The 13,392-nt window shown below is 66.3% G+C and carries 14 protein-coding genes; 11 read left to right on the forward strand and 3 right to left on the reverse strand.

Translation table 11 applies throughout. The annotated features are described in order from the left end of the window. Positions 1 to 68: 68 nt before the first annotated feature. The 9 genes from WFH23_RS03895 (at position 69) to WFH23_RS03935 (ending at position 7,674) form a co-directional block, all read left to right on the forward strand. Positions 69 to 917: a 3-hydroxyacyl-CoA dehydrogenase gene (locus tag WFH23_RS03895; protein ID WP_090148457.1), complete on the forward strand. Its 849-nt coding sequence runs from the start codon at positions 69 to 71 to the stop codon at positions 915 to 917. 156 nt (positions 918 to 1,073) lie between these two features. Continuing rightward, a complete protein-coding gene (gene ffh / locus WFH23_RS03900) occupies positions 1,074 to 2,639 on the forward strand; it encodes a signal recognition particle protein (RefSeq protein ID WP_090148460.1) in 1,566 nt (521 codons plus the stop codon). A 142-nt stretch (positions 2,640 to 2,781) separates the two neighbouring features. Then, entirely contained in the window at positions 2,782 to 3,198 is a 417-nt protein-coding gene (gene rpsP / locus WFH23_RS03905) for a 30S ribosomal protein S16 (protein ID WP_090148462.1), read from the forward strand. Positions 3,199 to 3,203: 5 nt separating this feature from the next. Continuing rightward, a complete protein-coding gene (locus WFH23_RS03910; RefSeq protein ID WP_090148465.1) occupies positions 3,204 to 3,476 on the forward strand; it encodes an RNA-binding protein in 273 nt (90 codons plus the stop codon). Next, positions 3,476 to 4,153: a ribosome maturation factor RimM gene (gene rimM / locus WFH23_RS03915; RefSeq protein WP_336661628.1), complete on the forward strand. Its 678-nt coding sequence runs from the start codon at positions 3,476 to 3,478 to the stop codon at positions 4,151 to 4,153. Before WFH23_RS03910 ends, rimM begins: the two co-directional genes overlap by 1 nt. Further along, entirely contained in the window at positions 4,150 to 4,887 is a 738-nt protein-coding gene (gene trmD / locus WFH23_RS03920) for a tRNA (guanosine(37)-N1)-methyltransferase TrmD (RefSeq protein WP_336661629.1), read from the forward strand. Before rimM ends, trmD begins: the two co-directional genes overlap by 4 nt. 64 nt (positions 4,888 to 4,951) lie before the next feature. After that, positions 4,952 to 6,286, forward strand: coding sequence for a MurT ligase domain-containing protein (locus WFH23_RS03925; protein ID WP_336661630.1), 1,335 nt, complete (start codon positions 4,952 to 4,954; stop codon positions 6,284 to 6,286). After that, positions 6,283 to 7,011 carry a type 1 glutamine amidotransferase gene (locus tag WFH23_RS03930; RefSeq protein WP_336661631.1) on the forward strand — a complete coding sequence of 243 codons (729 nt, stop codon included), beginning with the start codon at positions 6,283 to 6,285 and terminating at the stop codon, positions 7,009 to 7,011. The genes WFH23_RS03925 and WFH23_RS03930 overlap by 4 nt, the downstream gene beginning before the upstream one ends. 105 nt (positions 7,012 to 7,116) lie before the next feature. Beyond that, positions 7,117 to 7,674, forward strand: coding sequence for a YceI family protein (locus tag WFH23_RS03935; RefSeq protein ID WP_090148477.1), 558 nt, complete (start codon positions 7,117 to 7,119; stop codon positions 7,672 to 7,674). Between the two features lie 56 nt (positions 7,675 to 7,730). On the opposite strand, the gene WFH23_RS03940 is transcribed toward WFH23_RS03935, so the two are convergent. From WFH23_RS03940 to WFH23_RS03950, 3 genes are read right to left on the reverse strand one after another with little or no spacing between them, the layout of a single operon-like run. Then, positions 7,731 to 8,798, reverse strand: a complete 1,068-nt coding sequence (locus WFH23_RS03940) for an FUSC family protein (RefSeq protein WP_336661632.1) — start codon at positions 8,796 to 8,798, stop codon at positions 7,731 to 7,733. After that, positions 8,795 to 9,844, reverse strand: coding sequence for a phosphatase domain-containing protein (locus tag WFH23_RS03945; RefSeq protein ID WP_090148483.1), 1,050 nt, complete (start codon positions 9,842 to 9,844; stop codon positions 8,795 to 8,797). Before WFH23_RS03945 ends, WFH23_RS03940 begins: the two co-directional genes overlap by 4 nt. Positions 9,845 to 9,853: 9 nt before the next feature. Next, the gene (locus tag WFH23_RS03950; protein ID WP_336661633.1) at positions 9,854 to 10,537 is read right to left on the reverse strand and encodes a DedA family protein; all 684 of its coding nucleotides are present in this window, start codon (positions 10,535 to 10,537) and stop codon (positions 9,854 to 9,856) included. Between the two features lie 263 nt (positions 10,538 to 10,800). On the opposite strand from WFH23_RS03950, the gene WFH23_RS03955 reads away from it, so the two are divergent. Both WFH23_RS03955 and cydB read left to right on the forward strand, forming a co-directional pair. Beyond that, entirely contained in the window at positions 10,801 to 12,255 is a 1,455-nt protein-coding gene (locus WFH23_RS03955) for a cytochrome ubiquinol oxidase subunit I (RefSeq protein WP_336661634.1), read from the forward strand. A 9-nt stretch (positions 12,256 to 12,264) separates the two neighbouring features. After that, positions 12,265 to 13,293 carry a cytochrome d ubiquinol oxidase subunit II gene (gene cydB / locus WFH23_RS03960; protein WP_090148489.1) on the forward strand — a complete coding sequence of 343 codons (1,029 nt, stop codon included), beginning with the start codon at positions 12,265 to 12,267 and terminating at the stop codon, positions 13,291 to 13,293. Positions 13,294 to 13,392 lie beyond the last annotated feature (99 nt).

Here is a 13,392-nt window from a genome sequence, read left to right on the forward strand (position 1 = left end):
CGAGGAGTAGACCGGGGGTGTAGGCAGGCTCTGGCCGACCAGGCCGGAGCCATCGAGAAAGGGTCATCATGCAGCGTCTCACCGTACTCGGCACCGGAGTGCTCGGTTCTCAGATCATCTTCCAAGCGGCGTACTTCGGCAAAGAAGTGGTTGCGTACGACATCAACGATGAGGCGTTGGAGAAGCTGCCCGCTCGCTGGGAGTACCTCAAGCCGCTCTATATCCGCGATCTTCCCGACGCGACGCCCGAGAAGCTCGACGCCGCTGTCGCGCGCATTCGCGCCACGACCGATCTGGGGGAGGCGCTGGCACAAGCGGAGCTCGTGATCGAGGCCGTGCCTGAGAACCTCGAGATCAAGCGCGACACGTGGCGCCGCGTCGGCGAACTGGCTCCCGAGACCGCGATCTTCGCGACGAATTCGTCGACGCTCTTGCCGAGCGACATCGCGCCGGCCTCCGGCCACCCCGAGCGGTTTCTCGCGCTGCACTTCGCGAACGAGGTGTGGAAGAACAACACCGGCGAGGTGATGGGCCATGCCGGCACCGATCCTGCCGCATTCGAGGCCGTCGCGCAGTTCGCCGACGAGATCGGGATGGTGCCGATCCGCGTGCTGAAAGAGCAGCCGGGCTACGTGCTGAACTCGCTCCTCGTCCCGTTGCTCGACGCCGCGAGCGGGCTCTTGATGGGAGGCGTCGCGACGCCGGAGGACATCGACCGCACGTGGCGCATCGGCACGGGCGCGCCACTGGGGCCGTTCCAGATCTTCGACGTCATCGGCATGATGACTCCGTACATGCTCAACAAGGACAGCGACAAGCCCGGGGCTCGCGAATTCGCGGAGTACCTCAAGCGCGAGTACATCGACAAGGGGTACCTCGGAAAGGGGAGCGGCCGCGGCTTCTACACCTACGAATAGGTGGGCCGCAGGCCCAGCGATGGGCCCAGCCGCCGGCCCAGCGATGGGTCCAGCCATCGGCATCGGTGACACATTCGACCTCGGTGAGCCCCCATTGCGGGAGAACGGCTCACCGGGGCCGACTTCCCGACCGATGCGAGCTAGAATGAACCCGCTATGGCTACTTTCGGAAACCTCTCGGCGCGACTGACCGACACCCTCAAGAATCTTCGTTCGAAGGGCAAGCTCTCCGCGTCCGACGTCGACAGCACGGTCCGCGAGATCCGCCGCGCCCTGCTCGAAGCCGACGTCGCGCTCGACGTCGTCAAGGAATTCACGTCGAAGGTGCGCGAACGCGCGCTCGGCGATGAGGTGAACCAGGCGCTCAACCCGGCGCAGCAGGTGGTCCAGATCGTCAACGAGGAGCTCGTGGCGATTCTCGGCGGAGAGCAGCGGCGCCTGCAGTTCGCGAAGAACCCTCCGACCATCATCATGCTCGCCGGGCTCCAGGGCGCCGGTAAGACCACGCTCGCCGGGAAGCTCGCGAAATGGCTGCGCGATCAGGGGCACACGCCGCTGCTCGTGGCCTGCGACTTGCAGCGACCGAACGCCGTGACCCAGCTGGGAGTCGTCGCCGAGCAGGCGGGAGCCGAGATCTTCGCACCCGAGCCGGGCAACGGAGTCGGCGATCCCGTGCAGGTGGCGAAGCGCGGCGTCGCCGAGGCCCGTTCCAAGCACTACGACTTCGTCATCATCGATACCGCAGGCCGACTCGGCGTCGATGCGGAGCTGATGCGGCAGGCGTCGGACATCCGCAAGGCGACCGATCCCGACGAGGTGCTCTTCGTCATCGACGCGATGATCGGACAGGACGCCGTCGCGACGGCTCAGGCTTTCCAGGAGGGCGTCGACTTCACCGGCGTCGTGCTCACGAAGCTCGACGGCGATGCGCGCGGCGGCGCGGCGCTCTCCATCCGCAGTGTGACCGGCCGCCCGATCCTCTTCGCTTCCACCGGTGAGGGGCTGAACGACTTCGAGCCGTTCCACCCGGACCGCATGGCGAGCCGCATTCTCGACCTCGGCGACATTCTGACCCTCATCGAGCAGGCGCAGTCCGCGTTCAACGAGGACGAAGCCCGCAAGGTTGCGGAGAAGATCTCGCAGGACGCCTTCACCCTCGACGACTTCCTCGGTCAGATGCAGCAGCTGCGCAAAGCCGGTTCGCTCAAGAAGATGATGGGCATGCTGCCCGGCATGGGCAAGATGCAGTCTCAGCTCGACAACTTCGACGAGCAGGAGATCGTGCACACCGAGGCCATCATCCAGTCGATGACGAAGGCCGAGCGCGAGAACCCGAAACTGCTGAACGGCTCCCGGCGGCTGCGCATCGCCAAGGGATCGGGCATGACCGTGACCGACGTGAACCAGCTCGTGCAGCGCTTCGAGCAGGCGGCGAAGATGATGAAGACCGTCGCCCGCGGCGGCGTGCCGCAGATTCCCGGAATGGGGCCGGTGCCAGGGATGGGCGGCGGCCGCAAGAAGCAGCAGCCCGCGAAGGGCAAGGGCAAGCGACGTTCTGGCAACCCGGCGAAGCGTGCTCAGGAGGCCGCCGGAATCGCCGCGAAGCCAGCAGGCGCGTCCGAGGGCGGCTCCGGATTCGGCCTGGGCGGAGGCGGCGCTGCGCAGCCGAATGAGGAGGATCTGGCCAAGCTGCAGCAGATGCTCGGCAAGGGTCTGCGGTAAGAAAGCCTGTTCGCAGCATAAATTGCAATATGCCGCCGAGTGTGGCACTATTGACGGGTTCGCGCATCTTGCGCGCCCACGCTTCCGCGATCCGGCCGTCTGGCACGAGATGCGGCATCGTTCACCGATTCAAGGAGTCATCATGGCTGTCAAGATCCGTCTCAAGCGCCTCGGCAAGATCCGCGCGCCCTACTACCGCATCGTCGTCGCTGACTCGCGCACCAAGCGCGATGGCCGCGTCATCGAGGAGATCGGCAAGTACCACCCGACCGAGAACCCCTCGTTCATCGAGGTCGACTCGGATCGTGCGCAGTACTGGCTGAGCGTCGGCGCTCAGCCGACCGAGCAGGTCGCAGCGATCCTGAAGCTCTCGGGCGACTGGGGCAAGTACACCGGAACCGGCGAGACCGAGTCCAAGATCCTCGCTCCCGAGGCGAAGGTCCCCTTCGAGGCCGATGCTGCGAAGAAGCCCGTACTGCGCCCGAAGGCTGAGAAGCCCGCTGCCGCTGCCGAGGAAGCCCCGGCCGAAGACGCTGCAGCCGAGTCGACCGAGGCCTGACACCTTTGGCTCAGCAGGCACTCGGAGAGGCGCTCGCGCACCTCGTGCGCGGAATCGTCGATCACCCTGATCGGGTGCGCGTCGATGTGCGCGACGGTGGGCGCGGCGACGTTCTCGAGGTGCACGTGCACCCGAGTGATCTCGGTCGTGTCATCGGTCGAGGCGGTCGCACTGCCTCGTCGCTGCGCACGCTCGTGCTCTCGCTCGCCGGCGGTGAACGTGTGCGCGTCGATGTCGTGGACACCGACGCTGCCGACAGTGCGGAGACCGAAGCCTGATGGCGGATCCGCAAGGGCGAGCGCAGGCTCCCCGTCCCGCGAGCGGGGCGGGGAGCCTGCGCGTTGGTCGCCTCACGAAACCGCATGGTCTCAAGGGCGGGCTCAAGGTCGAGCTCTTCACCGATAATCCGGAGCTCCGCTTCGTGCCGGGCGCAGAATTCCACCTGCAGGTTCCCACGGATTCGCCCTGGTTCGGTCGCACCATCACGATGCGCGACCTGCGCTGGTTCAACGAGTCTCCGGTCGGATTTTTCGCCGAGGTTCCGGACCGCACGACGGCCGAGAGCATCGTCCGCGCGATTCTGTGGATCGATGAGCAGGCCGTTGCGGAGGGCGAGGAAGACGATGCCTGGTACCACCACCAGCTCGTCGGCCTCGACGTCGTTCGCGACGCAGCCGAGCCGGGCGGCGAGGCGGTCAAGCTGGGTGTCGTGGCGGAGGTGCAGCATCTCCCCGCGCAGGACCTGTTGGTGGTCACGACCGCCGACGGTCCCGTCCTCGTGCCGTTCGTGACCGCGATCGTGCCGAGCGTCGACGTCGCCGCAGGCGTCGTACATGTGACGCCGCCGCCTGGGCTCTTCGACGAGTCCGAGGCGGAATCCGACGGAACTGATGCTCCGCAAAGCGGCAACGCCGGTGATTCGCGGTCAGGTGGCTCGGAGGAGAGTTCGGAATGAGGATCGACGTCGTCTCGATCTTCCCCGGCTATTTCGACGCGCTCGAGCTCTCGCTGCTCGGCAAGGCGAGACAGCGGGGACTCATCGAGGTGCACGTGCACGATCTGCGGGATTCCGCGCACGACAAGCACCGGACCGTCGATGACACCCCCGCTGGCGGCGGTGCGGGAATGGTGATGAAGCCGGAGCCCTGGGGCGAGGCCTTGGACGGCATCCTCGGCGAGGCAGAGCCGGACGCGGACCCGCTCGTGATCTTCCCATCGCCCGCCGGCGATGTCTTCTCGCAGATGATGGCCCGCGAGCTCGCCGACGAAACGCACCTCGTCTTCGGGTGCGGCCGGTACGAGGGCATCGACCAGCGCGTCTTCGACGAGTATGCGAGTCGTGGGCGAGTCCGGCTCGTCAGCATCGGGGACTACGTACTGAACGGGGGAGAGGTCGCAGCGATCGCGATGATCGAGGCGATCGGCCGGCTCGTTCCCGGCGTCGTCGGCAATCCCGAGAGCCTGGTCGAGGAATCGCATGAAGAGGACGGACTCCTCGAATACCCGAGTTTCACGAAACCCGCGAACTGGCGCGATCGATCGGTGCCAGAGGTGCTGTTGAGCGGCAATCATGCCGCCATCGACGCGTGGCGTCGCGAACAGCGCATCGAACGCACCGGGCGGGTCAGACCCGAACTGCTGTCGCGCGAGATGCTGGGCCGACCTCCCGGGCGGCACGCGGCCGAGTGATCGCCGCGCCGCGTGTGCGGCGCGCGCGTTCGGCTGCATTCGTCGCTGCCTCTAGGCTGGGAGCATGCGTGATGTGGTTTCAGCCGGTATCGGCAAGGCGGTGCGGCAGGTCGCCCGGCTCCGCGGCGGCGGGTCGGCTCTGCCCGGCCTCGTGATCGAGAAGCTCGACCCCGGCTTTCTGAGCCGTGTCCTTGGCCGGCTGCCGTACGGGGTCGTGGCGGTCAGCGGAACCAACGGGAAGACGACGACGACGAAGATGGTCGTCGAACTGCTCGAGGCCCGTGGGCTGCGCGTCTTCACGAATCGGACGGGTTCGAATTTCTCCCGCGGGGTCGTCGCCGCAGCGATTCAGGAGAGCGATCTGCGCGGTCGGCTCGATGCGGATGTCGCCGTGCTCGAACTCGATGAAGCCCACGCGATGTACTTCATCGACCGAGTGGCCCCTCGGTTCACACTGCTGTTGAACGTGCTGCGCGATCAGCTCGACCGTTTCGGTGAGATCGATACGACCGCCAAACTTCTGCAGCGGATCGCAGATGCCACGACCGAGGGCCTGGTGGTGAATCGTGAAGATCGACTGATCGCAGCCATCGGCGAGCTCACTCGAGCCCGCACCGGCGCGCACGTCGACGTTCGCGAGTTCGGTCTCTCCGATGCGCTCCTCGCCATGTTCCCGAGTGACGACGATTTCCATCTTTCGGCGACGCCGGCAGAGGCGGCGCGGGAACAGCGCACGCCGGCTGACGTGATGCTGCTCGAGGTCGGGGACCATGAAGCGGTGTTCGGCGTCGACGGCGGTCAGTACCGGACCTCGCTCAAGCTGGAAGGGCTGTACAACACCTTCAACGCGGCGGCTGCGCTCGCCCTCGTGCGTCAGATTCTGGATGCCGGGCCGATCGCTCCTGAGGCCCCGGAGCAACGCGCGGCAGCCACGACCGGCGAACTTGTGACGGCGCTCTCGGAGATCCGCCCGGCATTCGGGCGAGGCGAGCAGCTGGTGCTCGACGGGGAGCCGCTCGAACTCGTCCTCGTGAAGAATCCGGCTGGATTCCGACTGGGGCTCGCGTCGTTCCAGGCCGAGGGCGTCGCCGCGATGATCGCGATCAACGATCAGTACGCGGACGGCCGGGACATGTCGTGGCTGTGGGATGTCGATTTCACCTCTCTCACGGAGTCCGGCGTCGATACGGTGTGCGGTACGCGTGCCTGGGACATGGCACTGCGTCTCGAGCACGACGACGTCCCGGTCGGGCACGTCGAGGAAGACCCCCGTCGCGCGCTGGCGACCTTCCGTGAGCGCACGCTCGGTCGCCCGCGGCGCATCTACTGCACGTACACCGCGATGCTCGACCTGCGTCGCGCCCTCGCCGATCTGACCGATGTGGAGGACGTCTGGTGAACGATATCGATCGCGAACTCGCCATCGTCTCGCTCTACCCGCGAGACATGAATATCTACGGTGACCGTGGCAATGTGCTCTCGCTCTCGCGCCGAGCCGCCGCCCATGGTTTCTCGCCGCGGGTGGTCGATGTGAACCCCGGCGACCCGCTTCCGGACACCATCGACATCATCGTCGGCGGGGGCGGGCAGGACTCGGGTCAGGGCAGGGTCGCGCTCGATCTCGCGCAGCGGGCGGATCAGATGCGCACCCTCGCCGACGACGGTGTGCCGATGCTCATGATCTGCGGTCTCTATCAATTGTTCGGCCACCGCTTCATCACGCATGCGGGTGACGAGCTCACTGGGATCGGCGTGCTCGACGTCGAGACCCTCGGCGGGACGGAACGGATGATCGGGAACGTCGTGCTCGACACGGAGGCGTTCGGCGAGATCATCGGCTATGAGAACCACAGCGGCAGTACGCAGCTCGGGCCCGGCTCTGCACCCCTGGGCCGGGTGGTGCAGGGAGCCGGCAATGCCCCCGGCGCCGGTGTGGAGGGAGCGCGCACGGCGAATGTGATCGGCAGCTACCTGCACGGATCCCTGCTGCCCAAGAATCCCGCGCTCAGCGATTTCCTCATCGGGGAAGCCGCGCGCAGGCGCTACGGCTCATTCACGCCGGTCGCGGCGACGCCCGACACCGTGCTCCGTGCGCGCGAAAGCGCGAAGCGACGCCCCCGATAGCCCCGGAGCCGCGCGCGGAAAAGTTTCTGCTCGCACCCGGGAATATTCGTCTGCATGTAATAGTTGTGCTCATCGGACCTCGCACACTCAATCGAAAGGCATGACATGACCATCACCGCAGAGCAGATCCCCGGGTACCGCGTCGGAACGTGGGCCGTCGACCCCACGCACTCCGAGGTCGGCTTCTCCGTTCGCCACCTCGCCATCAGCAAGGTCAAGGGCAAGTTCGAGTCCTTCGAAGCCACCTTCACGACGGCGGAGAACCCCCTCGAGTCGAGCGTCACCGCGAGCGCCGACGTCGCCTCCGTGAACACGAACGAGAAGAACCGCGACGGCCACCTGGCCACCGGTGATTTCTTCGCCGCCGATGAGTTCCCGAAGCTGACCTTCGTGTCGACGGGCGTGCGCGAGGAGAACGGCAACTTCTTCGTCGACGGCGATCTGACGCTCCGCGGGGTGACGAAGCCGGTGACCTTCGACTTCGAGTTCGGCGGCTTCGGCGAGGACGCCTACGGCAATTACAAGGCCGGTTTCACCGCGACCACGCGGATCAAGCGCGAGGACTTCGGGCTGACCTGGAACGCTCCCCTCGAAAAGGGCGGGCTGCTGCTCGGGTCCGATGTGACGATCACGCTCGATGTGCAGGCGGCGCTCGTCAAGTAGCCGACGACACTGCTGGAATCGCCGTCACCGCGGAAGCGGGGCGGCGATTCGTCGTTTCAATCGAGTTCGCCGGTGATGCGCCCGCGCACGCGGCGCAGATCCTCCAGCAGAGAGCCGATGAGCACCCAGTGCTGCTCATTCGGCCTCGGGATGGTGAGGGGAGTGGTCAGCGCGAGTGGCTCGACCGCGCCCTCGCCCCTCGTGCCGCCCTCGACGAGGAGCTCGAGATCGTGCGCGGCACGTCGCATCTCCTCCGCCATGCCGATGACGAAGGGGTCGTCGGTGAGCTCGGGGGCGTAGAGATCGGCGAGCGCGCGAGCCATGCCGACGATCTGCGTGACGATGCGCTGCAGGCGCTCGAACTGTGCGTCGTCCTCCGCGAGACCCTCGCGATAGCGCCGACTGCGAGGATTGAACCTGAGGCTCTCGCGGGCCTGGCGCAGGAGGGCGTGGACGCGGGTGCGCTCTTCTTGCAGCCCCCTGGCGTCGGCGAGCATCTCGGCGAGCCAGGGCCGGTTGCGCGGTTCGTCGAGCGCGTCGGCGATGCGACGCAGCACCTCGGCCGAGTGCTGCGTGAGGTCGACGATCGCGAGATGCACCGAAGACGTGCGCACCGGGGCGACGACGAGCGCATTCAAGGCCACGCCGATCGCGGCTCCGATCGCTGTCTCGATGAGGCGCTCGGCGCCGTAGTGCAGTTCGAGGCCGCCGAGCGCGATCATGAGCAGAGCGCTGATCGCGACCTGATTCGCGGCCGAAGGCGTCATGCGCAGCAGCCACCCGACGCCCATCGCGACGATGATGGCCGCGATGAACAACCACGACTGCGGACCGAAGAGCGCGCCCGCCCCGATGGCCACGCCCACGCCGACGAGCACGCCGACGACGCGCTCGATGCCGCGGGTGAGCGACTGATCGACGTTGTCCTGCATGACGATCAGCGCGGCGATCGCTCCGAAGATCGGCAGCTGCTCCGGAACGATCGCGAGGCAGATGAACCAGGTCAGGATCGCCGCGGCGGCGCCCTTGGCCAGCTGCCACCAGGCGGGCCGCACCGACACCGTGAACCGGCCGGTGAGATCGCGCTCGAACCGGCGCCACGGGCGGGTCGCGGGTCCGGTCACAGAAGTCCCAGCTTGCGCAGCTCCTCGCGCAGTGTTGCCCCGTCTGGGCCGTACACCCAGGGCACGCCGCTCGTGCTCCGGTGCAGCCGCGCCTTCGAGCGCCCGCCGGCGAGCACCGCTTCGCCGACGGAGAGCTGACGGATGAGCACCGCCGCGACGCTCTCGGGGTGGGCGGTCGCGAATTCGTGGTACAGCGCCTCGTCGTGCTGCCCGTCGTCGCCGATCAAGATCCAACGGATCCCGGGGAACTCTCTCACGATGCGTCGCAGTTCGCGTCGTTTGTGCTCTCGGCCGCTCCGGAACCAACGATCATGCGTCGGGCCCCAATCGGTGAGCAGGAGCGGCCCCATCGGATAGAGATTGCGCGCCAGGAAGCGGCTGAGCGCGGGCGCTGCGTTCCAGGCCCCGGTCGAGAGGTAGATGACGGGGGCGCCGGGATGCTCGGCCATCAGGTGATCGAGCATCACCGCCATACCGGGTGTCGCCGAACGCGCATGCTCGTCGAGCACGAAGCTGTTCCACGCCGCTACGAACGGGCGGGGGAGAGCGGTGAGCAGGATGGTGTCGTCGATGTCGGAGATCACCCCGAACTCGGCCTCCGGCGCCACCACGTTCACGGGGGCATCGGCCGCCTCGCTGTCGCCGGCTTGAAGGGTCACCGTATGCCAGCCCCGTTCGAGCTGCACCGGCACGATGGCATCGATGACCCCGCCGCGATCCGCCGTCACTTCGGTGACGGGCTCGCCGTCGATGAGCACGCGCACCGTCTGATGCGGCACCGAGAGGCTCGTGAAGGTGCGCCAGCCGCGCACGCGCGATACCTCGGCGACGTCCGGCCGGAAGCGGGTGTGCTCGCGACTCTCCGGCTTCAGGTACAGCACGCGTCCGAGCACGCGCACCCATTCGGTCGTGCCGTAGCCGATGTACGGAATCACGGAGGGCTTCTTCCCGCGCGAGATCGCTCGGCGGGCGCGGCGCCCGTGCAGCCAATCCTCCAGGCGAGCCGCGAAGCGGGGTCGAGGGTCTGGCTGGGGTGGCGAAGTCACCAGGACAGTCTAGGGCGTCGGGGTGTGCGGATCCTCAGACGATTCGTCTGCGCCGGCGACGTCGAGGTGGCGTTGCTCGCGGCGCAGGAACCACTTCTTGATTCCCCAGATGGCGAGTGCGACAGCCGCGGCGAGACCGGCGAAGACGAACCCGGCGCCTTTGACGCGTGCTGCGAGTTGGTCGTATCCGGCGGCGGCGCCGACGCCGAGCGAGACGACGATCAACGACCAGACGATGCTGGCCGCTGCGGTCCAGACCAGGAACCGGCGATAGCGCATTCCCGCCATGCCGGCGGTCAACGGCACGAGCGAGTGCAGCACCGGCAGGAATCTCGAGAGGAACACCGCGACCCCTCCGCGTTCTCCGAGGTAGTGCTCGGCGATGCGCCAGTTGCGCTCGCCGAGTCTCCTTCCGGCACGGCTGGCCGGGATTCGGGGTCCGATCCATCTGCCGAGGAAGAAGCCGATGCTCTCTCCGGCCACGGCGCCGAGGATCAGGGCGATGACGAGCCAGATGAACTGAGCGGGCGTGGTCACTCCGATGGCGGACACCAGTGCGATGGTGTCTCCAGGCACGATGAGGCCGACGAAGATCGACGTCTCGAGCATCATGCCGACGCCTGCGAGCAGCGTGCGCAGGACCGGGTCGAGGTCGCGGATCCATTCGATCAACGTGCTCAGGAAGTCGGTCACGCCACCGAGTGTAACGACGACGTCGCAACGAACATCGGGCACGGGCGGGTGCGAGGTCGTTTCGACGTCGAGAGATATACCGTTCGGCGCCGAGTGAAATATGCTTCGAAGCCGAACCAGATTCGCAGGAAACTCACAGAAACGGTAAAATCGAGTCAGTCGGCATCCGGCCGATGGCTCCGGCGAGAATTACATCTCGTAGCGGACCTCACTAAGGGAGTGCACCCTTGGTGGGGCGCGCGACCTTCGTTCTGGAGCGTTACATGAACGAGTTCTTTGATCCCCTGACGCTATCGCGATGGCAGTTCGGGTTGACGACGCTGTACCACTTCATCTTCGTTCCGCTGACGATCGGCATGTGCCTGCTCGTCGCCATCCTGCAGACCGCGTGGGTGAAGACGGGCAAGATCAAGTACCTGCGCCTCACCCGTCTGTTCGGCAAGATCTTCCTCATCAACTTCGCGATGGGCGTCGTGACCGGCATCGTGCAGGAGTTCCAGTTCGGCATGAACTGGTCGAACTACTCCCGCTTCGTCGGCGACATCTTCGGCGCCCCCTTGGCGATGGAAGGCCTCATCGCCTTCTTCTTCGAAGCGACCTTCATCGGGCTGTGGATCTTCGGGTGGGACAAGCTGCCGAAGAAGATCCATCTGATGACGATCTGGTTCGTCTGGCTCGGCACCGTCGCCTCGGCCTATTTCATCCTCGCTGCGAACGCATTCATGCAGAATCCTGATGGATTCACCATCAACGAGGAGCGCGGGCGAGCCGAACTCGACAGCATCAGCGCCGTGCTCACGAACCCGGTCGCCGTGACGCAGTTCCCGCACACCATCTTCGCCGCCGTGATGTTCGCGGGAGTCGTCGTCGTCTCGACCGCCGCCTGGCACCTGCGTCGTGGGCAGTACCTCGACGAGATGCGGACAGCGCTCCGCTTCGGCGCGTGGACCAACATCGCCGCCTTCATGGGCGTCGGGCTCACGGGCCACTCGCTCGGCATGGTCATGACCGAGACGCAGCCGATGAAGATGGCCGCTGCGGAAGCGCTCTACGAGAACGCCTCCGGCGCTGACGCGTCGTTCTCCGTGTTCAGCCTCGGCACCCCCGACGGGGCCCACGAGATCTTCTCGATCCGCATCCCCTATCTGCTGTCCTTCCTCTCGAACGGCACGTTCAACGGGTCCGTCGAGGGCATCCGCGATCTGCAGGCCGAATACACCGCGCAGTACTGCGGCGCCGATTCGCTGCTCACGTGCCCGACCGACGGTCAGTTCGCGCCCATCATCTGGGTCACCTATTGGGCGTTCCGCTGGATGATCGGCCTCGGCGCACTCGCTGCGCTCGTCTCGGTCGTCGGGCTCTGGATCACCCGGAAGAGCATGGACCTTCCCGACTGGGTGTGGAAGGTCGCGATCTGGACCGCACCCCTCCCGATGCTCGCCTCGCTCGTGGGGTGGGTCTTCACCGAGATGGGCCGCCAGCCGTGGATCGTCTTCGGCGTGATGACGACCGAACAGGGCGTGTCGCCCGGAGTTCCCGGATGGGCGGTGCTGATCTCCCTGCTCGTCTTCACGATCGTGTACGGCGCCCTCGCCGTCGTCGAATTCAAGCTCATCACGAAGGCGGCGAAAGAGGGACCGCCCGAGATCGCGCTGAGCTCGGACGCCGACGGCAAGCCGGGCGACGCTGACCACCAGCAGCTCGCCACGGTCTACTAGGAGACGGACATGGAACTCACCACACTCTGGTTCTTCATCGTCGGGGCGATGCTCATCGGCTACTTCGTGCTCGACGGATTCGATTTCGGCGTTGGCATGTCGCTGCCGTTCCTCGGGAGGGACGACCGCGACCGGCGTCTCATCATCAACACGATCGGTCCCGTCTGGGATCTCAACGAGACGTGGCTCATCGTCGCGGGCGCCTCGCTCTTCGCCGCGTTCCCCGAGTGGTACGCGACGATGTTCTCCGGCTTCTACCTGGCGCTCCTCGTGATCCTCGTCGCCCTGATTCTGCGCGGGGTCTCGTTCGAATACCGGCACCAGGGCAAGGGTCGCGAATGGACCCGGTGGTTCGACCAGTTCATCTTCTGGGGTTCGGTGGTGCCGCCGCTCCTCTGGGGCGTCGCGTTCGCGAACCTCGCCCAGGGGCTCCCGATCGCGCCGATGGAGAACGGCGGCTGGATCTACCAGGGCACACTGCTCACTCTGCTGAACCCCTACGGGCTGCTCGGCGGACTCACGATGCTCCTCATCACGTTCGCGCACGGTCTAGTGTTCATCTCGCTGAAGACCGCGGGTGACATGCGAGTGCGAGCTCGCTCGCTCGCCACGAAGGTCGGTGCCGCGGCGATCATCGCGGGAGCGACGTTCCTCGGATGGACGATCATGCAGCACACCGATAGCCCGACGCTGTGGGTGATCGTGCTCTGCTCAGCGGTCGCCGCACTCGCGCTCATCGGGGGTTGGGCCGCGAATCTCGTCGGACGAGAAGGGTGGGCCTTCACCGGCAACGCGATCGCCATCGCGTTCGCTCTGCTCGCGATCTTCATGGCGATGTTCCCGAATCTCATGGCATCGAGCATCGACCCCTCGTACTCCATGTCGATCGTCGGCGCCGCGAGTTCGCAGAAGACGCTCGAGCTCATGACGTGGGTCGCGGTCTTCACCCTTCCGCTCGTGCTCGCGTACCAGGCTTGGACCTACTGGATCTTCCGGAAGCGGTTGACCCGGGAGGCGATTCCCGTAGGTGCGCACTGACTCGGTGCGCAGGGCCCGGGGTTTCATCTGATGTGACTCCCCGGGCTCCCGTAGACTGCCTCGAGCGGTTGTGACTTCCGCCGCCCATCGACACTCAGG

The sequence above is a fragment of the Leucobacter sp. USHLN154 genome, assembly GCF_037145595.1.
GTDB classification, from domain to species: domain Bacteria; phylum Actinomycetota; class Actinomycetes; order Actinomycetales; family Microbacteriaceae; genus Leucobacter; species Leucobacter alluvii.

Coding starts and splice junctions, on each gene's coding strand:
- WFH23_RS03895 (WP_090148457.1), top strand. CDS start 69: ATGCAGCGTCTCACCGTACTCGGCACCGGAGTGCTCGGTTCTCAGATC.
- ffh (WP_090148460.1), top strand. CDS start 1,074: ATGGCTACTTTCGGAAACCTCTCGGCGCGACTGACCGACACCCTCAAG.
- rpsP (WP_090148462.1), top strand. CDS start 2,782: ATGGCTGTCAAGATCCGTCTCAAGCGCCTCGGCAAGATCCGCGCGCCC.
- rimM (WP_336661628.1), top strand. CDS start 3,476: ATGGCGGATCCGCAAGGGCGAGCGCAGGCTCCCCGTCCCGCGAGCGGG.
- trmD (WP_336661629.1), top strand. CDS start 4,150: ATGAGGATCGACGTCGTCTCGATCTTCCCCGGCTATTTCGACGCGCTC.
- WFH23_RS03925 (WP_336661630.1), top strand. CDS start 4,952: ATGCGTGATGTGGTTTCAGCCGGTATCGGCAAGGCGGTGCGGCAGGTC.
- WFH23_RS03935 (WP_090148477.1), top strand. CDS start 7,117: ATGACCATCACCGCAGAGCAGATCCCCGGGTACCGCGTCGGAACGTGG.
- WFH23_RS03955 (WP_336661634.1), top strand. CDS start 10,801: ATGAACGAGTTCTTTGATCCCCTGACGCTATCGCGATGGCAGTTCGGG.
- cydB (WP_090148489.1), top strand. CDS start 12,265: ATGGAACTCACCACACTCTGGTTCTTCATCGTCGGGGCGATGCTCATC.